15 protein-coding genes and 1 riboswitch are annotated in these 19,537 nt (G+C 73.0%); of the genes, 6 read left to right on the top strand and 9 right to left on the bottom strand.

Annotation, left to right across the window (positions count from 1 at the left end):
• The first annotated feature begins 42 nt into the window (after positions 1 to 42).
• Positions 43 to 816, top strand: a complete 774-nt coding sequence (locus AB0E24_RS24065) for a VOC family protein (RefSeq protein WP_147966458.1) — start codon at positions 43 to 45, stop codon at positions 814 to 816.
• A 48-nt stretch (positions 817 to 864) separates the two neighbouring features.
• On the opposite strand, the gene AB0E24_RS24060 is transcribed toward AB0E24_RS24065, so the two are convergent.
• The 4 genes from AB0E24_RS24060 to AB0E24_RS24045 form a co-directional block, all read right to left on the bottom strand.
• A complete protein-coding gene (locus AB0E24_RS24060; protein ID WP_069867844.1) occupies positions 865 to 1,509 on the bottom strand; it encodes a thymidine kinase in 645 nt (214 codons plus the stop codon).
• A gap of 41 nt (positions 1,510 to 1,550) precedes the next feature.
• A complete protein-coding gene (locus AB0E24_RS24055) occupies positions 1,551 to 2,792 on the bottom strand; it encodes an alkaline phosphatase family protein (RefSeq protein WP_359379762.1) in 1,242 nt (413 codons plus the stop codon).
• On the bottom strand, positions 2,792 to 3,388 hold the full coding sequence (locus AB0E24_RS24050; protein ID WP_069867846.1) for a DUF5998 family protein: 597 nt from the start codon (positions 3,386 to 3,388) through the stop codon (positions 2,792 to 2,794). The genes AB0E24_RS24055 and AB0E24_RS24050 overlap by 1 nt, the downstream gene beginning before the upstream one ends.
• A gap of 61 nt (positions 3,389 to 3,449) precedes the next feature.
• Complete coding sequence (locus tag AB0E24_RS24045; protein WP_359379759.1) at positions 3,450 to 6,368, bottom strand: bifunctional acetate--CoA ligase family protein/GNAT family N-acetyltransferase; 2,919 nt, start codon at positions 6,366 to 6,368, stop codon at positions 3,450 to 3,452.
• 189 nt (positions 6,369 to 6,557) lie between these two features.
• On the opposite strand from AB0E24_RS24045, the gene AB0E24_RS24040 reads away from it, so the two are divergent.
• Positions 6,558 to 6,839, top strand: coding sequence for an HPr family phosphocarrier protein (locus tag AB0E24_RS24040; protein WP_069867848.1), 282 nt, complete (start codon positions 6,558 to 6,560; stop codon positions 6,837 to 6,839).
• Positions 6,840 to 7,064: 225 nt separating this feature from the next.
• Here AB0E24_RS24040 and AB0E24_RS24035 read toward each other — a convergent pair whose 3' ends face one another.
• From AB0E24_RS24035 to AB0E24_RS24020, 4 genes are all read right to left on the bottom strand, one after another.
• A complete protein-coding gene (locus AB0E24_RS24035; RefSeq protein WP_359379754.1) occupies positions 7,065 to 7,832 on the bottom strand; it encodes a GntR family transcriptional regulator in 768 nt (255 codons plus the stop codon).
• A gap of 331 nt (positions 7,833 to 8,163) precedes the next feature.
• Positions 8,164 to 8,958: a M23 family metallopeptidase gene (locus tag AB0E24_RS24030; RefSeq protein ID WP_069867849.1), complete on the bottom strand. Its 795-nt coding sequence runs from the start codon at positions 8,956 to 8,958 to the stop codon at positions 8,164 to 8,166.
• A 14-nt stretch (positions 8,959 to 8,972) separates the two neighbouring features.
• A riboswitch (cyclic di-AMP (ydaO/yuaA leader) is annotated at positions 8,973 to 9,137 on the bottom strand.
• Between the two features lie 284 nt (positions 9,138 to 9,421).
• The gene (locus tag AB0E24_RS24025; protein WP_079153269.1) at positions 9,422 to 10,819 is read right to left on the bottom strand and encodes a M16 family metallopeptidase; all 1,398 of its coding nucleotides are present in this window, start codon (positions 10,817 to 10,819) and stop codon (positions 9,422 to 9,424) included.
• Positions 10,816 to 12,183 (bottom strand): M16 family metallopeptidase, encoded by a 1,368-nt coding sequence (locus AB0E24_RS24020; protein WP_069867960.1) that lies wholly within the window; start codon positions 12,181 to 12,183, stop codon positions 10,816 to 10,818. The genes AB0E24_RS24025 and AB0E24_RS24020 overlap by 4 nt, the downstream gene beginning before the upstream one ends.
• Before the next feature lie 321 nt (positions 12,184 to 12,504).
• Between AB0E24_RS24020 and AB0E24_RS24015 the strand changes: the two genes are divergently transcribed.
• On the top strand, positions 12,505 to 14,958 hold the full coding sequence (locus AB0E24_RS24015; protein ID WP_069867850.1) for a DNA gyrase/topoisomerase IV subunit A: 2,454 nt from the start codon (positions 12,505 to 12,507) through the stop codon (positions 14,956 to 14,958).
• A gap of 312 nt (positions 14,959 to 15,270) precedes the next feature.
• On the opposite strand, the gene AB0E24_RS24010 is transcribed toward AB0E24_RS24015, so the two are convergent.
• Positions 15,271 to 15,597, bottom strand: a complete 327-nt coding sequence (locus AB0E24_RS24010) for an SEL1-like repeat protein (RefSeq protein WP_231981262.1) — start codon at positions 15,595 to 15,597, stop codon at positions 15,271 to 15,273.
• A gap of 291 nt (positions 15,598 to 15,888) precedes the next feature.
• Between AB0E24_RS24010 and AB0E24_RS24005 the strand changes: the two genes are divergently transcribed.
• The 3 genes from AB0E24_RS24005 (at position 15,889) to AB0E24_RS23995 (ending at position 19,511) form a co-directional block, all read left to right on the top strand.
• Entirely contained in the window at positions 15,889 to 16,863 is a 975-nt protein-coding gene (locus AB0E24_RS24005; protein ID WP_359379749.1) for a ferredoxin family protein, read from the top strand.
• A 279-nt stretch (positions 16,864 to 17,142) separates the two neighbouring features.
• Positions 17,143 to 18,813, top strand: a complete 1,671-nt coding sequence (locus AB0E24_RS24000) for an ATP-binding protein (protein ID WP_359379746.1) — start codon at positions 17,143 to 17,145, stop codon at positions 18,811 to 18,813.
• Positions 18,810 to 19,511 (top strand): response regulator, encoded by a 702-nt coding sequence (locus AB0E24_RS23995; RefSeq protein WP_359379743.1) that lies wholly within the window; start codon positions 18,810 to 18,812, stop codon positions 19,509 to 19,511. Before AB0E24_RS24000 ends, AB0E24_RS23995 begins: the two co-directional genes overlap by 4 nt.
• Positions 19,512 to 19,537 lie beyond the last annotated feature (26 nt).

Here is a 19,537-nt window from a genome sequence, read left to right as displayed (position 1 = left end):
GGGCCGTACGTCCACCACGATGGTCCGAGGAGAGAATGACGTATGACCGAGGCAGCGACTCGGCGCACACCGGGCACGCCCTGCTGGACGAGCCTGATGGTGCACAGCCTTGCCGCGACACAGGACTTCTACCACTCCCTGTTCGGCTGGGAGTTCACCCCCGGCCCACAGCAGCTGGGCGCGTATGTCCGCGCGGTCCAGGGCGGCCGGCCGGTCGCCGGGTTGAGCGAGCTGCCTCCCGAACGCCACTTGCCCGTGGCCTGGATGACCTATCTGGCCTCCGACGACGCCGATGAGACCGCCGAGATGATCCGCGCGTGCGGCGGCACCGTGGCCGTGGGCCCGCTGGACACCGACGAGGCCGGCCGGATGCTGATCGCCGCCGACCCCGAGGGCGCCGTCTTCGGGGTGTGGCAGGAGTGCGCCTACGCGGCGGCCGAGCCCGGGGCGCCGGGCACTCCGGTCTGGCACGAGCTGCTGACCCGTGACGGCACCGGGGTCCTGAAGTTCTACCGGATGGTCTTCGGCTACCAGGCGGAGACGGCGGCCCCGGAGGAGCCGGGCTGCCGCACCCTGCGCCTGGACGGCCGGCCGGTCTGCGCGATCCAGAGCGTGGGCGACGCCCTGCCCCGCGGCCGCGGCCCGTACTGGATGACGCACTTCGCGGTGGACGATGTGGACGAGACGGTGCGCCGGGTGACCGCGCTGGGCGGTCAGGTGGTGCGGCCCCCGACGCGAGGGGCGACCGCTCATCGGGCCACGGTGCGGGACCCGCAGGGGGCCGCCTTCACCGTCGTGCGGCGCACCGAGGGGTGAGCCGGAGCGCCGGCCGGAGGGCTGGGGGCCGATCCACCGGACGCCCCCTCAGTCGACGGGCAGCACATCCGGCGACAGGGCGGCGGCGCGCGCTCGGGCGGCCGTCATCCGGCGCCGGTGGTGACGTCGGCACAGCACCTCATAACCGACCTCGCTCTCCGGCCGGTTGACATCGCCCACGACGACCTGGGCGCCCTCGACGACCATCTGGCCGCCGATGGTACGGGCGTTGTGCGTGGCCCGCGCGCCGCACCAGCACAGCGCCTCCACCTGGAGCACCTCCACCCGGTCGGCGAGCTCCACCAGGCGCTGGGAGCCGGGGAAGAGCTTGCTGCGGAAGTCGGTGGTGATGCCGAAGGCGAAGACATCCACCTCCAGGTCGTCGACCACCCGGGCGAGTTGGTCTATCTGCGGCGGGGTCAGGAACTGCGCCTCGTCCGCGATGATGTAGTCGACCCGGCCCCCGGCGGTCAGCGCGTGGACCACATGGGTGTAGAAGTCGAGGTCGTCGGCGACCTCGATCGCCTTGGTGGCCAGCCCGAGGCGCGAGGAGAGCTTGCCCTCACCCTCCCGGTCGTCCCGGGTGTAGATCATCCCCTGGAGCCCGCGCGCCGAGCGGTTGTGCTGGATCTGGAGAGCGAGGGTGCTCTTCCCGCAGTCCATCGTTCCGGAAAAGAACACCAGCTCGGGCATGGGGAGGCGGAGCCTTTCGTAGGGCGGGTGAAGAGGGGCGCTCAGGAGCGTACTTCGAGGAGCGGAACCAGCTGCTCCAGGGGGGTCATCGAACCGTGCAGCCCGACCATGGCGGACTCCTTGGGCTCGGTGTGCGAGGCGACGATCGCGACGTCGTCGCGGGCGGCCGCCACGATGTCGCCGATCCGCCGGCGCACCCGGTCGTCGACGCCCTTACCGCCGCCATCGGCACCGCCGGGGCCGCCGAACCAGCCCGCCTCGATGGCCTCGTCACGGGAGGCCACCCACATCCGCTCGCCCAGCACCTCACGCCAGACGGCGAGCACATCGCCCGCGGCGCCGGGGACGGCGTACACATGGCGGGCGCGGCCCTCGCCGCCCAGCAGCGCGACGCCCGCGCGCAGCTCCCAGTCGTCGTCGAAGTCGATGCGCGAGTCCGGGTCGAAGGGGATGTCGATCATGCCGTGGTCGGCGGTGACATACAGCGCCGAGCGGGGCGGAAGCCGCTCGGCGAGCCGCTGGACGAGCCCGTCGACATAGCGGAGCTGATCACGCCACTCGCGCGAGTCCACGCCGAAGCGGTGCCCCTTGCCGTCCACCTCGCTGTAGTACGTGTAGACCAGCGAGCGGCCCGCGGCGCCGAGCTGCTCGGCCGCGAGGTCCATCCGCTCCTCACCGGTGAGCCGCCCGTGGAAGGTGCCGCCGCTCAGCGCGATCTTGGTGAGCGGGGTCTCGGCGAAGGTCGGCGCGGAGACCTGGCAGGTGTGCACGCCCGCGGCGTCCGCCAGCTGGAAGACGGTCGGATACGGCTGCCAGAGGTGCGGATCCGTCCAGGGCTGCCAGCGCAGCTGGTTCATCAACTGGCCGGTGGCCGGGTCCAGCACCGTATAGCCGACCAGGCCGTGGGCGCCGGGAGGCAGCCCGGTGCCCACCGAGGCGAGCGAGGTCGCGGTGGTGGACGGGAAACCCGCGGTGAGCGGCTTCCCGGAACCGTTCAGCGAACTGGGCAGCAGCGAGGTCAGGAAGGGCGCCTGCTCGGGGTGGGCGCGCAGCAGCTCCCAGCCGAGGCCGTCGACCAGGAAGACGCAGACCCGGTCGGCGGGCGCGAGCACCAGATCGGAGGAGACCCCCGGGACCTCCTGCCCCGCGGCGACGGCGGGCAGCAGATCGGCGAGCGAGCCGGTGCCGTACTTCGGCAGGGGGGCGGAGCGGGGGTCGAGCGGGGTGGGCTCGGCCCAGAGGGAGGCGGCGGAGGACAGCGGGCCGGTGGCGGAACCGGACATCAGCGACCGGTGTCCGGGGTGGCCGCGGTGGCCTCGGAGAGCGCCTGGGCGAAGGCGAGGGTCTGGCGGACGGTGTCGGGGCCGTCCCCCGCCTCGCTGACCCGCAGGCTGAGGTCGTCGGCGGTGGAGGAGCCGGTGTAGCCGTGGTCGGCCTCGCAGTTGGGGTCGCCGCAGGCGGCGGGCTCCAGGTCGAGGCGGCTGACGGCGCCCCAGCCGATGGTCAGCACCACCTCGCGGGGCAGCGTGCCCGGGGTGTACGACTCGGGGTTGGCGACGACCCGGCTGAGCACGACCGACGAGATCCGCTGGAGCTTCACGGACTCGGTGGAGGTGGTGGCGTACGGCGACGGGGAGGTGCCGTCCGCGGCCTGCTCGTCGGTGTGGCTGACGATGAAGCGATTGCCGGTGAGGACGAGGACCGTGACATGGCGGCGGACCTCGTTGGCATCGAAGGTGGTCTCCTGGTGGACCAGGTACGACACGATGGGCTCGCCGCCCACGGCGGCCTCCACCGCCTCGGCCACGAGTGTCGGGTAATAGCCGCTGCGCTCGATCGCCGCGCGCAGACCCTGGGTCGTCGTACCGGTCTTCGCCATGGGCACCATCCTACGGGGCCGCGCCGACACCGGCGCCTGTGCCCGCCAAGGCCCGCAAGACTCAGTAGGCGGGCATATGGCGCGGGCCGAGGTCGGTGCGCGGGGGCGGCGGGGCGAGCCGCGCCGAGGCGCCGAGCACGGAGAGGCCGTGCTGGGCGACGACGACGGGTTCGAGATCGACGGCGACCATCTCGGGATGGTCGTCCACCAGACGGGACACCCTCAGCAGCAACTCCTCCAGGGCCGCGGTGTCCACCGGTTTGGAGCCGCGCCAGCCGAACAGCAGCGGCGCGGTCCGGATCGACCTGATCAGCTCGGCGGCGTCCCGGCCGGTGACGGGGACGAGACCGTGGGCGGTGTCGCCGAGCAGTTCGGAGGGGGCGCCGGCGAGCCCGAAGGAGAGCACGGCCCCGGCGGCGGGGTCGATGGCGGCCCGTACGACGGTGTCCACGCCGCGCGGTGCCATCCGCTGCACGACCAGCCCCAGCTCCTCGGGCCGGCCCAGGTAGTCGGTCAACTCGGCGTAGGCCCGGCGCAGTTCCGGCTCGACGCCCAGCTCCAGCCGCACTCCGCCCAGGTCGGCGCGGTGGCGCAGGTGGGGGGCGGTGGGCTTGAGCGCGACCGGGAAGCCGAGCCGCTCGGCGGCGCGCACGGCGGTGTCGGGGTCGGGCGCGGGGAGCGCGGGCAGCACGCTGACGCCGTAACGGGCCAGGAGGCGCTGGGTGTCGGCGGCGGACAGCTCGACGCCGGGGCTCACGTCGTCGCCGGGACCGGCGCCCGCGGTGCCGCTGGCGCCGCTCTCCGCGCCGACGCTCGTACGGTCACCGGCGCCGTCACCGATCTCACCGCCGGCGCCTTCACCGGCCCCGCCGCTCGCGCCTTCACCGGTCCCGGCGCTCGCGCCCTCGGCCGGGGCGAGCAGCACCTGGATGTCGGCGGCCGCGCCCGCCTCGTCGATGTCGTCGTACTCCGGGACCCGTCCGGGCTCGGCGGCCTCCTGCCGCCAGCGCGCGTACCGCACGGCCTCGGCGAGCGCGCGCACGGCCCGCTCTGCGGCGGGGTAGGCGGGGATCCGGCGGGTGCCCGGGGCGGGCTCGCCGCCGGTGCCCGCCAGGGCCTCCGCGAGCTCCTGGATCTCCAGGTGGACCACCGCCACCGGCTTGGCAGGGCCGGGCCCGGACGTCTGGGCCGCCTCCCTCACGGCCGTGGCGAGGGCCCGCGCGCTGCCGTCGCCGACCCAGGGGATGGCGGTGACGACGACGGCGTCGGAGGCGTCGTCGGTAAGGGCCTCGGCAAGGGCGCGCCGGAAGTCCTCCGGAGCGGCGGCCGTGGTCAGGTCGTGGGGCGGCAGCGGGCGGAGCCCCTCGGTGAGGCAGGCGTCGTAGGTGATCAGGCCGAGCGACTCGGAGTTGCCGAGGATCGCGACGCGCGGACCGGCGGGCAGCGGCTGGGAGGCGAGCAGCACCCCGGCGTCGGCGAGTTCGGTGACGGTGTCGACCCGAATGACGCCCGCCTGCCGCAGCAGATCGGAGACGGTGGCGTCCGGGATCCGGGTGGTGGGCACGGCATGGCCGGTGGGGGCGCTGCCGGTGTGGCGGGCGCCCTTGACGACGACCACGGGTTTGACGGCGGCCGTGCGCCGGGCCAGCCGGGTGAACTTGCGGGGGTTGCCGATCGACTCCAGGTACATCAGGACGACATCGGTCCGCGGATCGTCGTACCAGTACTGGAGCAGGTCGTTGCCGGAGACGTCGGCGCGGTTCCCGGCGGACACGAAGGTCGATATCCCGGCGATCCCGGCGAGGCTCGCCAGCCCGGCGCCGCGCCGGTGCAGTCCGGACAGCAGCGCGATGCCGATCGCCCCGGACTGGGTGAACAGGCCCAGCCGGCCGGGGTTGGGCAGCTGCGGGGACAGGGAGGCGTTCAGCCGGACGCCCTCGGCGGTGTTGATGACGCCGAAGGCGTTGGGGCCGATGACGCGCATCCCGTGGGACCGGGCCTGGCGGACGAGGTCGCGCTGCCGGTCGCGGCCCTCGCGCCCGCTCTCGGCGTACCCGGCGGAGAGCACCACGAGGCCCTGGACGCCGTGGTCGCCGCATTCGGCCACCACGGCGGGCACCCGCTCGGCGGGGACGGCGACGACGGCCAGGTCCACCGGCTCCTCTATGGCGCGCAGCGAGCGATGGGCCGGGACGCCCTCGGGCTCCAGACGCTCCATGTCGTCGGGGAAGGCGTGGTTGACGGCGTGGACGCGGCCGGTGAAGCCGCCGTCCAGGAGGTTGCGCAGCACGGTGCGGCCGACGCCGCCGGGCGTGCGGCTGGTGCCGATGACGGCGACGGAGCCGGGCGCGAGCAGCCGCTGGACGGAGCGGGCCTCGGCCCGCTGCTCACGCCCGCGCATGACGGCCAGGGAGCGGTCGGTGGGTTCGAGGTCGAACTCGAGCCGGACGACCCCGTCCTCGAAGCTGCGCTTCTGGGTGTAGCCCGCGTCCGTGAACACCTTGATCATCTTGGTGTTGGCGGGCAGCACCTCGGCGGCGAACCGGCGGATGCCCCGCTCGCGCGCGACGGCGGCGATGTGTTCCAGGAGCGCGGAGGCCACCCCACGGCCCTGGTGGGCGTCCTGGACGAGGAAGGCGACCTCGGCCTCGTCGGCGGGGGCCGCGGCGGGCATCCCACGGGCGTCGATGCGGTCGTAGCGCACGGTGGCGATGAACTCGTCCCCGACGGTGGCCGCCAGGCCCACCCGATCGACGTAGTCGTGGTGGGTGAAGCGGTGGACGTCGCGGTCGGAGAGGCGGGGGTAGGGCGCGAAGAAGCGGTAGTACTTCGACTCGTCCGAGACCCGCTCGTAGAAGCTGACCAGCCGCTGGGCGTCATCGGTGGTGATGGGACGGATCTGGGCCGTGCCGCCGTCCCTGAGCACCACATCGGCTTCCCAGTGGGTCGGGTAGGCGTGATGGTCCGACGGGCTCCGCATGGGGCCAGGGTACGGGCCCCGCCCGGTCCGGATGGTGGACACCCTTGCGTCGGGGCCGAGTGTCGGGGGAAGGTCCGTATCGGGCCGGTCCGGGCATGCTCGGACTCACTCGGACATCGTCCGGGTGGATCCGGACACCGTATGATTTTGGTCTAGACAACAGCATCGTCACACCTGAAGGGCAACACCATGGCTGAGCGCCGCGTCACCATCGGCTGGGCCGAGGGCCTGCACGCCCGCCCTGCGTCGATCTTCGTCCGGGCGGCCACCGCCGCCGGCGTCCCCATCACGATCGCCAAGGGCGACGGCACCCCGGTCAACGCCGCCTCCATGCTGGCCGTGCTCGGCCTGGGGGCCCAGGGCGGCGAGGAGGTCGTCCTCGCTTCCGTCGCGGACGACGCCGAGGTCGCGCTCGACCGGCTGGCGAAGCTGGTGGCCGAGGGCCTCGAGGAGCTTCCCGAGACCGTCTGATTCCCGTCCGATTCCCGGGGGATTCTCTTGTGATTCCCGGGTGAATCCGCGAGTCAGGGAATCGGCACAGCGGGGCCGCGGTGGCCGTAATGGCCACCGCGGCCCCGCGGTGGCCGTAATGGCCACCGCGGCCCCGCTGTTTTTCGGTTTCCGCTCTCGGAGACGGAGAACCGAGCGCCGTGAAACCGCGCCGAGAATTCCCACGACTTGTATACGGGATCTCTGTTAATTCCGGCCGCTCGCCGTGTTTTCGGAATGTTTCGAAACCCTCACCGGGGATGGGCGGCGCAGCCGGTATTCCGATAGCGCGCGCTCGGTGTGCGCGGCGGCCAGGGCCCGCGCCCGGTCGGCGTCGCCGCGCGCCACCGCGTCCACCAGCGCGCCGTGCTCCGCCCAGGACTCCACGGCCCGCGCGGCGGGGTCGGGGCGCGGGGCGGACCCGGGCGGCGCGGGGTGCGGCGCGGAAGCCGCCGCGTACACCCATGCGGTCTTGCGGCGCAGCTGGACCAGCATCGCGGCCAGGCTCGGGCTGCCGGACGCCTGGGCGAGCGTCTCGTGGAACCAGTCGCCCAGCGGCCGCAGTTCGCCGAGCCGGCCGCACTGGGCCCGCTCCCGGCCGAGCCGGACCAGCCCGCGCAACACCTTCAGATGGGCCTCGGTGCGGCGCTGTGCGGCCCGTGCGGCGCCCAGCGGCTCCAGCAGCGCGCGGATGTCCAGCAGGTCGGCCGCCTCACGCTCGGAGGGCTGGGCGACACAGGCCCCCGCGTGCCGCCGGGTGGTCACGAAGCCCTCGGACTCCAGGGTGCGCAGGGCCTCGCGGACCGGGACCCGCGAGACGCCGTAGCGCCGGGCGAGGAGTTCCTCGGTGAGCCGGCCGCCGGGCGGATATGTGCCGGAGACGATGTCGTCGCGAATCGCGGCGCACACCGCATGTGCCGAAATCCGGCGGCCGCCCTGGACCTCGGTCGTATCCCCGCTCACTTCCGGTCCCACATTGTCGAACCTCCGCCTTAACACCCGCGAAACGCGCCCATTGAACGCGCGTTGAACGACTCTATTCCAATCGGACGCAATTTCCGATGGCGGGGCCCATTTCATGGATATTTTTTGGTCAGTGGGCGGCCGCACGCCGAAGGCCCCGTCCGGTGGACGGGGCCTTCTCGGAGTCTCGCGGCACCGCGGCGGCGTCCGCGCGGTCTTCACGGCCTTCGCGGTCTCGCGGCCTTCACGGTCTCGCGGCCTTCACGGTCTTGCGGCCTTCACGGTCTTGCGGATCGGACGTCGACCAGGGCCGGATGCCGACCGGGGTTCTACGTCGACCGGGTCAGACGTTGACGCCGTGCGAACGCAGATACGACAGCGGGTCGATGTCCGAGCCGTAGTCCTCGCCGGAGCGGGCCTCGAAGTGCAGATGCGGACCGGTGACGTTGCCGGTGGCGCCCGACAGGCCGATCTGCTGGCCGGGGGTGACCTGCTGGCCGACCGAGACGCTGATCGACGACAGGTGGCCGTACTGGGTGTAGGTGCCGTCGTTCATCTTGATGACGACATTGTTGCCGTAGGAGCCGCCCCAGCCCGCCTCGACGACCTCGCCGATGCCCACGGAGTGCACCGAGGTGCCGGTGGAGGCGTGGAAGTCGATACCGGTGTGGCTGCCGGAGGACCACAGACCGCTGGACGCGTGGTAGCCGGTGGAGACGTAGGAGCCGGTGATCGGCGACACGAAGGTGTTGAGGCGCCGGCGCTCGGCCTCGCGCGCCGCGCGCTCCTTGGCCTCACGCTCGGCCTTGGCCTTCTTCGCCGCGGCCTCCGCCTTCCTGGCGGCCTCCTGGCGGGCGATCGCCTCCGCCTTGGCCTTGGCGGCGGCCTGCTCGGCGGCGGTCTCCTGGGACTGCGCCTGGGCCTCGATATGGTCCGCGATCCCGTCGCCGATGGCGATCGCCTGGGTCAGACCGGCCTGCTGGGGAGCGGTGCCCCCGTCGGCCGCGAAAGCCTGCCCGGTTATCCCGGCGACGACGCCCGAGGCGACCGTGGTGATACCCACGACGTTCGCGCCGGTGCGGATGTTGACCTTGGTGGTGCGGCGGTGCTTCCCGGTGGCAGCGCGGGTGGACGCCATATTGTGGCGCACTCCTTTCCTTCCTTCTCGCCTACCGGGTTAGCTGACGGGTTCGGAGCAGGAAGGTCTCCTACGGACTCCTCCCCCGGCCGGGGAAGGCGCCCGATTCACCCCTGGGGACGTGTTGGGTCCCCGGCTCCCCTGGCTTGCGCCGTACGGGGACTCGGCGATGGCTGTCCGTGCCGCGGGTGCGGCGAGTCGCTGGCGAACAGCCGGACCGACGCTAGACGGGCCCGCTTTCGATCACCAAACGGTTCCCGATTTTTGTTGCTCTCCCCACAAACCAAACAAGCAGCCACCCCCATAAACCGGACATGAAGGAAGGACCCCGGCACCTCTCGGTGCCGGGGTCCTTCCCCTGTTCGCTCGTTGCCGGACCGCCCTGCCGGACCGCCCCGCCGGACCGTCGGCGAGCCCGCCGGATGGGCGGCTCATCGACCGGATCCGGCCAACTCCGGGCGGTTCAGCCGGAGATGACGCGCACCTCGCCGATGCCCAGCGCCCGGACCGGCTCCGCGATCGCCGAGGCGTCCCCGACCAGCACCGTGACCAGCCGGTCCGCCGGGAAGGCGCTCACCACCGCGGCGGTCGCCTCCACCGTGCCGGTCTCCGCGAGCCGGGCGTACAACTGCGCCTGGAAATCGTCCGGAAGATGCTGCTCGACCTGGTCGGCGAGGGTGCCCGCGACGGCCGCCGCCGTCTCGTACTTCAGCGGGGCGACGCCCACCAGGTTCTGCACCGCGACATCGCGCTCCTCGTCGGTGAGCCCCTCCTCCTTCAGCGTGCGCAGCACCTTCCAGAGGTCCTCCAGCGCGGGTCCGGTGACCTCGGTGGCCACCGAGCCGCTGATCGCCAGCATCGCGGCGCCCCCGGATCCGCCCGCGGGCGCGGAGCGCAGCACCTGGCCGAAGGCGCGCACCCCGTAGGTGTAGCCCTTCTCCTCGCGCAGCACCCGGTCGAGGCGGGAGGTGAGGGTGCCGCCCAGGCAGTACGTGCCGAGCACCTGCGCGGGCCAGACCCGGTCGTGGCGGTCGGCGCCGATGCGCCCGATGAGCAGCTGGGTCTGCACCGCGCCCGGCCGGTCGACGATCACCACACGGCCGGTGTCGTCCGCGACGATCGGCGGAGCCGTGCGCGGCGCGGCCGTCCCGCCCGTCCAGGCGCCGAGGGTGTCGGCGAGCGCTTGGTCGACGTCGACACCGGCGAGGTCGCCCACGATGACGGCGGTGGCGGTGGAGGGCCGGACATGCGCCTCGTAGAAGGCCCGCACGGCCGCGGCGTCGATGCCCTCGATGGTCTCCTGGGTGCCCTGGCGCGGCCGGGACATCCGCGACTCGGCCGGGAAGAGGTCCGCGGCGAAGGCCATCGAGGCGCGGCGGGCCGGATTGGCCAGCTCATGGGGGATCTCGTCCAGCCGGTTGCGCACCAGCCGCTCGACCTCGCCGTCCGGGAAGGCGGGGGCGCGCAGGGCGTCGGCCAGCAGACCGAGCGCCTTGGGCAGCCGGGAGACCGGAACCTCCAAGGAAACGCGGACACCGGGGTGGTCGGCGTGCGCGTCCAGCGTGGCGCCGCAGCGCTCGAGCTCTGCGGCGAACTCCTCGGCGTCGTGCTTGTCGGTGCCCTCCGACAGGGCGCGCGCCATGATCGTGGCGACGCCTTCGAGCCCGGCCGGCTCGGCGTCCAGCGGCGCCTCCAGGTTGATCTCGACGGCGACGACCTGCTGGCCGGGGCGGTGGCAGCGCAGCACGGTGAGGCCGTTGGGCAGCTCACCGCGCTCGGGGGCCGGGAACGCCCACGGCCTGGGGGCGCCGCCCTTGGGCTGCGGGTGGAACGTCATGGTCGCGGTGACGGCGTCGCTCACTGGGCCGCCTCCCCTTCTGCGTCGGTCTCGGCGGCTTCGTCGGCGGTGCCGGCTGCGTCCTCGGCGCCCTGGACGGGCTCGTAGACCAGCACGGCGCGGTTGTCGGGACGCAGCCGCGCCGCGGCCACGGCCCGCACCTCCTCGGGGGTGATGTCCAGCACCCGCTCCACGGCGGTCAGCGCCAGCTGCGGATCGCCGAAGAGCACGGCGTACCGGCAGAGCTCGTCGGCCCGGCCGCCGACCGTGGCCAGCCGGTCCAGCCACTCCCGCTCGATCTGCGCCTGAGCGCGCTCCATCTCCTGCGGGGTGGGCCCCTCCTCGGCGAAGCGGGCCAGCTCCTCGTCGACGGCGGCCTCGATGGCGGGCACCTCGACACCGCCGGAGGTCTTCACGTCCAGCCAGCCCAGCGAGGGGGCGCCCGAAAGCCGCAGCAGGCCGAATCCGGCGGCCACCGCGGTGCGATCGCGGCGCACCAGGCGGTTGTGGAGCCGGGAGGACTCCCCGCCGCCGAGGACGGTCAGCGCCAGGTCGGCGGCGTCGGACTCACGGGTGCCGTCGTGCGGCAGCCGGTACGCAGCCATCAGGGCGCGGGCCGGGACCTCCTCCTCCACGACCTCGCGCAGCTGGCCGCCGATCACCTCCGGGAGCGTGCCGTCGCGGGGCGGCCGCTTGCCGTCGTGGGAGGCGATGGAGCCGAAGTACTTCTCGACCCAGGCGAGCGTCTGCTCGGGGTCGATGTCGCCGACGATCGACAGGACGGCGTTGTTGGGGGCGTAGTAGGTGCGGAAGAACTCCCGCGCGTCCTCCAGGGAGGCCGCGTCCAGGTCGGCCATGGAGCCGATCGGGGTGTGGTGGTACGGGTGGCCCTCGGGGTAGGCCATGGCGACGAGCTTCTCGAAGGCGGTGCCGTACGGGACGTTGTCGTACCGCTGGCGGCGCTCGTTCTTGACGACGTCGCGCTGGTTCTCCAGGCTCTCCTCGTCCAGCGCGGTCAGCAGGGACCCCATGCGGTCGGCCTCCAGCCACAGGGCGAGCTCGACCTGGTGGGCGGGCATGGTCTCGAAGTAATTGGTGCGCTCGAAGCTGGTCGTGCCGTTGAGCGAGCCGCCGGCCCCCTGCACCAGCTCGAAGTGGCCGTTGCCGGTGACCTGCGCCGAGCCCTGGAACATCAGGTGCTCGAAGAGGTGGGCCAGGCCGGTGCGCCCCTTGACCTCATGGCGTGAGCCGACGTCGTACCACAGACAGACCGCGGCGACCGGGGTCAGATGGTCCTCGGAGAGCACCACGCGCAGGCCATTGGCCAGGCGGTGCTCGGTCGCTTTCAGGCCGCCGGAGCCGGCCTGCTGCGTGGCCGTGTGACCCATGGGCATGTACGTCCCTTCGATCGCGTGATGGAGCGCGTGCCAGCCGCTTGCGCAGCGCTTCTGTCACTGTATGCAAGGGGACGGACATCTGGCGAAGTTCCGGTCCGTTCCCGTCCACGCGAGCTTCCCCGAACCGTTTCCGCGGCCCCTCGGGCACCTGACCCGGGCCCCCGCGAAGGGCCTTCGGACGGGGCCGCGGAGCGCGGTTCGGGGCCCCGTCCGGGCCCCGGCCACCCCGGGCCGTTCCACACTTGTCGGTGGACGGGGCCACAATGGTCCGCGTCAGATCCCGCAACGGCAGTTGAAGGAGCCGCAAGCGCGATGGCCCGCCGCCGCACCAAGACCCCGCCGCCGGACGACTTCGAGGAGCGCATCCTCGACATCGACGTCGTCGACGAGATGCAGGGCTCCTACCTCGAGTACGCCTACTCGGTCATCTACTCGCGCGCGCTGCCCGACGCCCGAGACGGGCTGAAGCCCGTGCACCGCCGCATCCTCTACCAGATGAACGAGATGGGGCTGCGCCCCGAGCGCGGCTTCGTGAAGTGCGCCCGCGTCGTCGGCGAGGTGATGGGAAAGCTCCACCCGCACGGCGACGCGTCGATCTACGACGCGCTGGTGCGCATGGCGCAGCCCTTCTCCATGCGCCTGCCGATGGTCGACGGCCATGGCAACTTCGGCTCGCTGGGCAATGACGACCCGCCGGCCGCGATGCGGTACACCGAGTGCCGGATGGCGTCGGCCACCTCGCTGATGACGGAGTCGATCGACGAGGAAACGGTCGACTTCTCACCGAACTACGACGGCAGTGAGCAGGAGCCCGTCACCCTCCCCGCCGCCTATCCGAACCTGCTGGTCAACGGCACGTCCGGAATCGCGGTCGGCATGGCGACCAATATGCCGCCGCACAACCTGGGCGAGGTCATCGCCGCCGCCCGCCATCTGATCAGGCATCCGGCCGCCGACCTCGACACGCTGATGCGGTTCGTACCGGGGCCCGATCTGCCGACCGGCGGCCGGGTCGTGGGCCTGAGCGGCGTCCGGGACGCTTACGAGACGGGGCGCGGCACCTTCAAGATCCGCGCCACGGTGGCCGTGGAGGACGTGACGGCCCGCCGTAAGGGCCTGGTCGTCACCGAGCTGCCCTTCGCCGTGGGGCCCGAGAAGGTCATCTCCAAGATCAAGGACCTGGTCGGCGCCAAGAAGCTCCAGGGCATCGCGGACGTCAAGGACCTCACCGACCGTGAGCACGGGCTGCGGCTGGTGATCGAGGTCAAGAACGGTTTCAACCCCGAGGCCGTCCTGGAGCAGCTCTACAAGCTCACGCCGATGGAGGAGTCCTTCGGCATCAACAACGTGGCGCTGGTGGACGGCCAGCCGCTCACGCTGGGGCTGAAGGAGCTGCTGGAGGTCTATCTCGACCACCGCTTCAACGTGGTCCGGCGGCGCAGCGAGTTCCGGCGCACCAAGCGGCGCAACCGGCTGCACCTGGTCGAGGGTCTGCTGGTGGCGCTCCTCGACATCGACGAGGTCATCCGCCTCATCCGGCAGAGCGAGAACGCGGCGGAGGCCAAGCGGTCGCTGATCGAGCGCTTCGGCCTCTCCGACATCCAGACGCAGTACATCCTGGACACCCCGCTGCGCCGGCTCACCAAGTTCGACCGGCTGGAGCTGGAGTCGGAGCGCGACCGGCTCAAAGCCGAGATCGAGGAGCTCACCCGGATCCTCGACTCCGACGCCGAGCTGCGCAAGCTGGTCTCCGGCGAACTGGCCGCGGTGGCCAAGAAGTTCGGCACCCCGCGCCGCACAGTGCTGCTGGAGTCGTCCAACGCGCCGGTGACCGCGGTGCCGCTGGAGGTCGCGGACGACCCCTGCCGGGTGCTGCTGTCCTCCACCGGGCTGCTGGCCCGCACCGCCGACGGCGAGCCGCTCCCGGTCGAGGGGAAGGCCAAGCGCGCCAAGCACGATGTGATCGTCTCGGCGGTCCCGGCGACGGCCCGTGGCTCCGTGGGGGCGGTGACCTCGACCGGGCGGCTGCTGCGGCTGTCGGTGATCGACCTCCCCATGCTCCCGGAGTCGGCCGCGCCCCCCAATCTGGCGGGCGGGGCGCCCATCGCCGAGTTCCTCTCGCTGGAGGACGGCGAGGAGCTGATCTGCCTCACCACCCTGGACGAGTCCTCACCGGGGCTCGCCATCGGCACGGAGCAGGGCGTCGTCAAGCGCGTGGTCCCCGACTACCCGGCCAACAAGGACGAGTTGGAAGTGATCGGCCTCAAGGAGGGCGACCGGGTCGTGGGCGCGGTGGAGCTGAGCACCGGCGAGGAGGACCTGGTCTTCATCACCGACGACGCCCAGCTGCTGCGGTACACGGCGAGCCAGGTGCGGCCGCAGGGCCGCGCCGCGGGCGGTATGGCCGGTATCAAGCTCGGCTCCGGCGCCAAGGTGATCTCGTTCACGGCCGTGGACCCGGCGGCCGACGCGGTGGTCTTCACGGTCGCGGGCGCGAGCGGCACGCTCGATGACTCGGTACAGCAGTCGGCCAAGCTCACCCCCTTCGACCAGTACCCGCGCAAGGGCCGGGCCACGGGCGGGGTGCGCTGCCAGCGGTTCCTGAAGGGCGAGGACTACCTGGTCATGGCCTGGGCGGGCGCGACCCCGGCCCGCGCGGCGGGGGCCAATGGAGCCCCGGCGGCGCTGCCGGAGATCGACCCGCGCCGGGACGGCTCGGGCGAGCCGCTCGCCAAGCCGGTGACGGTGGTGGCCGGGCCGGTGTAGTCCGGAGGCCGACACGGCCCGGACGAGCGGAACGAGCGCGTAGGGGCGCGGCACCGTGAAGGTGCCGCCCCCCTACGACGTTCCCGGGGCATCCGCGGCGTTGCCGCCCCTCGGGTCGGTGTTCGTGAACGCCGCCCCGCTTCCGGAGCTGGGCCTCGCCGCGTTGTCGGGGTCGGCCGAGGGGGCAGTACGCGAGCCCCCGGTACGAGGGCCCAGGACGAGCGCGATCCGCCACACGGGCGACCGCACCAGGCCCCCGGTGAAGGCGGACCCTGGCCTGCCCTCCGGACGGTGGAAGCCACGGCGAACGATTCAGTGGCCGCTGCCGTTGCGCCGGGCGCGCATCTGCCGCAGGGCCAGGCGCGCACCGTCATGGCCGCGGTCCGCCGCCCGCCGGAAGTGCCGCTCCGCCTCGCCGAGCTCGCCGTGGTCCAGATGGACGGTGCCGAGCACCACCAGGGCCGAGAGGTCACCGGTCGCGGCGGCCTTGCCGAGCCAGTGGACCGCCTCCGCGTAAGCGCCCCGCCGGCCCAGCCCGATGCCGTAGACGGTCATCCCCCGCGGATCACCGGCCTCGGCAGCCTTACGGGCGAGCGATTCGGGAATCGGCCGCCCCTCGTCGTAGGCCGCCCGCACCATCGCCGTCAGCCCGGGATCCAGCGCACGCGTCCCGCGTCTCCCCCGGCGCCTTCGCCATCGCGCCCATAAGCCGCCCATATCCACCCCCTCCGCCCCCGGAGCGCCATTCTCCCGCCTGCTCCCACCCCCATGGAACGGCGGATACGCGGCGGGATCCGGACTGCCGCCCTCCGCCGCACGGGGCCGATGAGGCGGCACAAGGCTGCTCCCGCTCTCGGCTCCACCATGGCTCCGGCGTCCACTCGCGACTTCGGTGCGCACAATCGATCAAGAGAGGTTAGGCTTACCTTCGTGAGCACGTGCGCGACCGCCTCCCGCGACCTGTCCGAGCCGCTCGCCGGGACGGCGGCCACCGCTTCCACCTGGCTGCTGGTGGAACAGCCCGGCCCCTGGGGCACCGAGGCCCTCACCTCCAGTCGGCTCGACAGGGCCGTCGGACGCGCCCTGGAGCGCGCCGCCGAGGGCACCGGCGTACGGGTCGCGCTGATCCGCCGCCCCGGCCGCCACGCCGATCTGCACACCGGCGCCCGGCACCGGGTGTTCGTGGCCCACACCCTGCCCGGCCGCTCCTGGATCCGCACCACCGCCCTGGACGACCCGGCGGGGCTGCTCGGCCTGGACTTCGCCGCGCTGGGCGCGGGCGACCCCGGCGGGCTCACCCTGCGGCCCCACACCCCCGCCGCCTGGGAGGAGTACACCGGCGATCCGCTGGTGCTGGTGTGCACCAACGGCAAGCGCGACCGCTGCTGCGCCCTGCTCGGCCGCCCGCTGGCCGGTGAGCTGACCGCCTCCGGGGTCCACGGCACCTGGGAGATCACGCATATCGGCGGCCATCGCTTCGCCCCCACCCTCGTCGTACTGCCGCACGGCTACACCTACGGCCGCGCCACCGCGCAGAGCGTCAAGGACGTCATCGAGGCGCTGCGCCAGGGCCGGGTCGTCACCGACGGCTGCCGCGGCCGCTCCGCCTGGGAGCGCCCCGGCCAGGCGGCGGAACTGGCCGTCCGCGAACTGACCGGCGAGGACGGTGCCGACGCGCTGACCATCGCACGGACCGAGGGCGAGGCCCCGGTCTGGTCCGTGACCGTCGCGCACCGCGACGGCCGGGCCTGGCGGGTGAGCGTCGCGCAGGTCGCCGGGGCGCCGCCGCGGCCGGAGAGCTGCGGTTCCCCGCTGGGCTCCCCGACCCGGATGGAGGTCGTCGGGATCCACACCGGCCGACGGCCCGCACGCGGCGTACGCGCGATGGCCGCGGGCCGCCTCTGAACACCCGGGCCCGGCATCGTAGGAACCACGCCGTAAGACCCGGGCCCGGCCCCGTAGGAACCACGCCGAAGACCCCGCCGTAAGACCCGCGCCCGGCCCTGTGGAAACCACGCCGTAAGACCCGCGCCCGGCCCCATGGGAACCACGCCGTAGGGCCCGGACCGTGCTCCGTAAGGCCCACGCCCCCGCCCAGTAGCGCCCCGGGAGCGCCGCTCCCCGGCCCCTCCCCCGGGTCCTGGCGCGGATCCCCCGGCCCGCCCTTGGTTACGCTTCGTTGCCATGAGCGCCGCGATACCGCCGGGGCGGTCAGCCGCGGCCACACGGTGGCGCATCGGCTGGCCCCGACGCGTCTTCTCCCAGGTCCTGCTGATGCAGCTGGCCATCGCCACGGGTGTCACCGTGCTCGCGACCGGCCTCTTCCTCGCTCCGCTCAGCGATCACCTCGACGACCAGGCCATGCGCCGTGCCCTCGCCATCGCCCAGACCACGGCCGCCGAGCCCCGGCTGGCCGAGGCGCTCCAGCACACCCGGCCGGCACCCGGCGGGCCGGTGCAGACCGAGGCGGAGCGCATCCGCCGCGCGACCGGCGCCGAATATGTCGTGATCATGGATCGGCACGGGGTGCGCTGGTCGCACACCTCCCCGGGCGAGATCGGGAAGCATGTCTCCACCGACCCCACCGACGCCATCCAGGGCCGGGACGTCATGGAGATCGACGAGGGCACGCTCGGTCGGTCGGCCCGCGGCAAGGTGCCGCTGCGCGCCGGGGACGGCCGTATCGTCGGCGCCGTCTCGGTGGGCATCTCCTACGAGAGCGTGCGCGCCCGGCTCGTCGCCTCGGTTCCGGAGATGCTCGCCTACGCGGGCGGCGCGCTCGCCGTCGGTGCCCTCGCGGCGTATGTGGTCGCCCGCCGGCTTCAGCGACGCACCCATGACCTGGCCTTCTCCGATATCTCCGCACTGCTCGCCGAGCGCGAGGCGATGCTCCACGGCATCCGGGAAGGCGTCGTCGCCCTCGACGCCCACGGCCGTATCCGGCTGGTCAACGACGAGGCGCAGCGGCTGCTGGAGCTGCGCCCCGAGGGCACCGGGCAGCCCCTGGAGGCGGTGCTGCCCCCGGGCCGTACGACCGATGTGCTGTCCGGGCGGGCCACCGGCGCCGATCTGCTGACCGTCAGCGGCGGCCGGGTGCTGGTCGCCAACCGGATGCCGACGGACGACGGCGGCGCCGTGGTCACCCTGCGCGACCGCACCGAACTGGAGCGACTGGGCCGTGAGCTGGACGGCACCCGGGGGCTGATCGACGCCCTGCGGGCACAGGACCATGAGCACGCCAACCGGATGCACACCCTCCTGGGCCTGCTCGAACTCGAACTCCACGACGAGGCGATGGAGTTCATCACCGAGACGATCGGAGTGCATCGGGCCACCGCCGAGCAGGTCACCGAGCGGGTGCACGATCCGCTGCTGGCCTCCCTGCTGGTCGGCAAGGCCACGGTCGCCACCGAACGCGGGGTGGCGCTGTACGTCGCCGAGGACAGCCTGCTGCCCAACCGGCTGGTGGATCCGCCCGGCCTGGTGACGATCGTCGGCAATCTCATCGACAACGCCCTGGACGCGGCGGTCGGCTCACGGGAGCCACGGGTCGAGGTGACGCTGTGCGCGGACGACCGTACGGTGCTGCTGCGGGTCTCCGACACCGGCCCCGGGATCCCCGCCGATCGGCGCGATGTGGTCTTCACCGAGGGCTGGTCGACCAAGGAGCCGCCCGCGCACGGGAAGCGCGGCATAGGGCTCGCGCTGGTCCGCCGCCTCGCCGAACGCCAGGGCGGCAGCGTCCGGGTGTCCGATCGCGAGGGCGGAGGCGCGGAGTTCACCGTCGTCCTCCCCGAGGCGCTGGCCGAACAGCCGGCCGGGGCGCCGCTGACCGCGACAGGAGAGTCACGATGACCCTTGGAACCGGACCGGGCGGGCACCTGGAGGTGCTGGTCGTGGACGACGACCTCCGGGTGGCCCGGGTCAACGCCGCGTACGTCGGCAAAGTGGCCGGTTTCCGCGTCGCCGGGCAGGCGCACAGCGCCACCGAGGCGCTGGCCTTCCTGAAGCGCACCCCCGTCGACCTGGTGCTGCTCGACCACTATCTGCCGGATGAGACGGGACTGTCGCTGGTGCGGCGGCTGCGTCAGCTCGGCCACCACAACGACATCATCATGGTGACCGCGGCCCGCGATATCGCGACCGTCCAGGCGGCGATGCGCCATGGGGCGCTCCAGTACCTCGTCAAGCCCTTCACCTTCGCGGGGCTGCGCGCCAAGTTGGAGGGGTACGCGGCGCTGCGCCGTGCGCTGGAGGGCGACGGCGAGGCCGGTCAGGACCAGGTGGACCGGATCTTCGGCGCCCTCGGCGGGGCCTCGGCCGGCCCCGCCGAGCTGCCCAAAGGCCATTCGGCGCTCACCGCGGATCTCGTACGGGAGGTGCTGCGGGGCGCCGAGGGCCCGCTGTCGGCGCAGGAGGTGGCCGAGCGCTCCTCGCTCAGCCGACAGACCGCCCAGCGCTATCTGAAGCTGCTGGAGCGCACGGGCCGGGTGCGGCTCAGCCTCAAATACGGCGAGACCGGCCGCCCCGAACATCGCTATGTGTGGGTCTGAGCCCTGCCCTCGCGCCCATGAGGCCG

It is taken from the genome of Streptomyces malaysiensis subsp. malaysiensis, assembly GCF_040653035.1.
GTDB lineage: Bacteria > Actinomycetota > Actinomycetes > Streptomycetales > Streptomycetaceae > Streptomyces > Streptomyces malaysiensis.
The sequence above is the reverse complement of the archived record's forward strand: the minus strand, read 5'-3'. Positions and strand labels throughout refer to the sequence as shown.

Coding starts and splice junctions, on each gene's coding strand:
- AB0E24_RS24015 (WP_069867850.1), top strand. CDS start 12,505: ATGGCCCGCCGCCGCACCAAGACCCCGCCGCCGGACGACTTCGAGGAG.
- AB0E24_RS24065 (WP_147966458.1), top strand. CDS start 43: ATGACCGAGGCAGCGACTCGGCGCACACCGGGCACGCCCTGCTGGACG.
- AB0E24_RS24060 (WP_069867844.1), bottom strand. CDS start 1,509: ATGCCCGAGCTGGTGTTCTTTTCCGGAACGATGGACTGCGGGAAGAGC.
- AB0E24_RS23995 (WP_359379743.1), top strand. CDS start 18,810: ATGACCCTTGGAACCGGACCGGGCGGGCACCTGGAGGTGCTGGTCGTG.
- AB0E24_RS24055 (WP_359379762.1), bottom strand. CDS start 2,792: ATGTCCGGTTCCGCCACCGGCCCGCTGTCCTCCGCCGCCTCCCTCTGG.
- AB0E24_RS24045 (WP_359379759.1), bottom strand. CDS start 6,368: ATGCGGAGCCCGTCGGACCATCACGCCTACCCGACCCACTGGGAAGCC.
- AB0E24_RS24020 (WP_069867960.1), bottom strand. CDS start 12,183: ATGGGTCACACGGCCACGCAGCAGGCCGGCTCCGGCGGCCTGAAAGCG.
- AB0E24_RS24030 (WP_069867849.1), bottom strand. CDS start 8,958: ATGGCGTCCACCCGCGCTGCCACCGGGAAGCACCGCCGCACCACCAAG.
- AB0E24_RS24010 (WP_231981262.1), bottom strand. CDS start 15,597: ATGGTGCGGGCGGCCTACGACGAGGGGCGGCCGATTCCCGAATCGCTC.
- AB0E24_RS24040 (WP_069867848.1), top strand. CDS start 6,558: ATGGCTGAGCGCCGCGTCACCATCGGCTGGGCCGAGGGCCTGCACGCC.
- AB0E24_RS24000 (WP_359379746.1), top strand. CDS start 17,143: ATGAGCGCCGCGATACCGCCGGGGCGGTCAGCCGCGGCCACACGGTGG.
- AB0E24_RS24050 (WP_069867846.1), bottom strand. CDS start 3,388: ATGGCGAAGACCGGTACGACGACCCAGGGTCTGCGCGCGGCGATCGAG.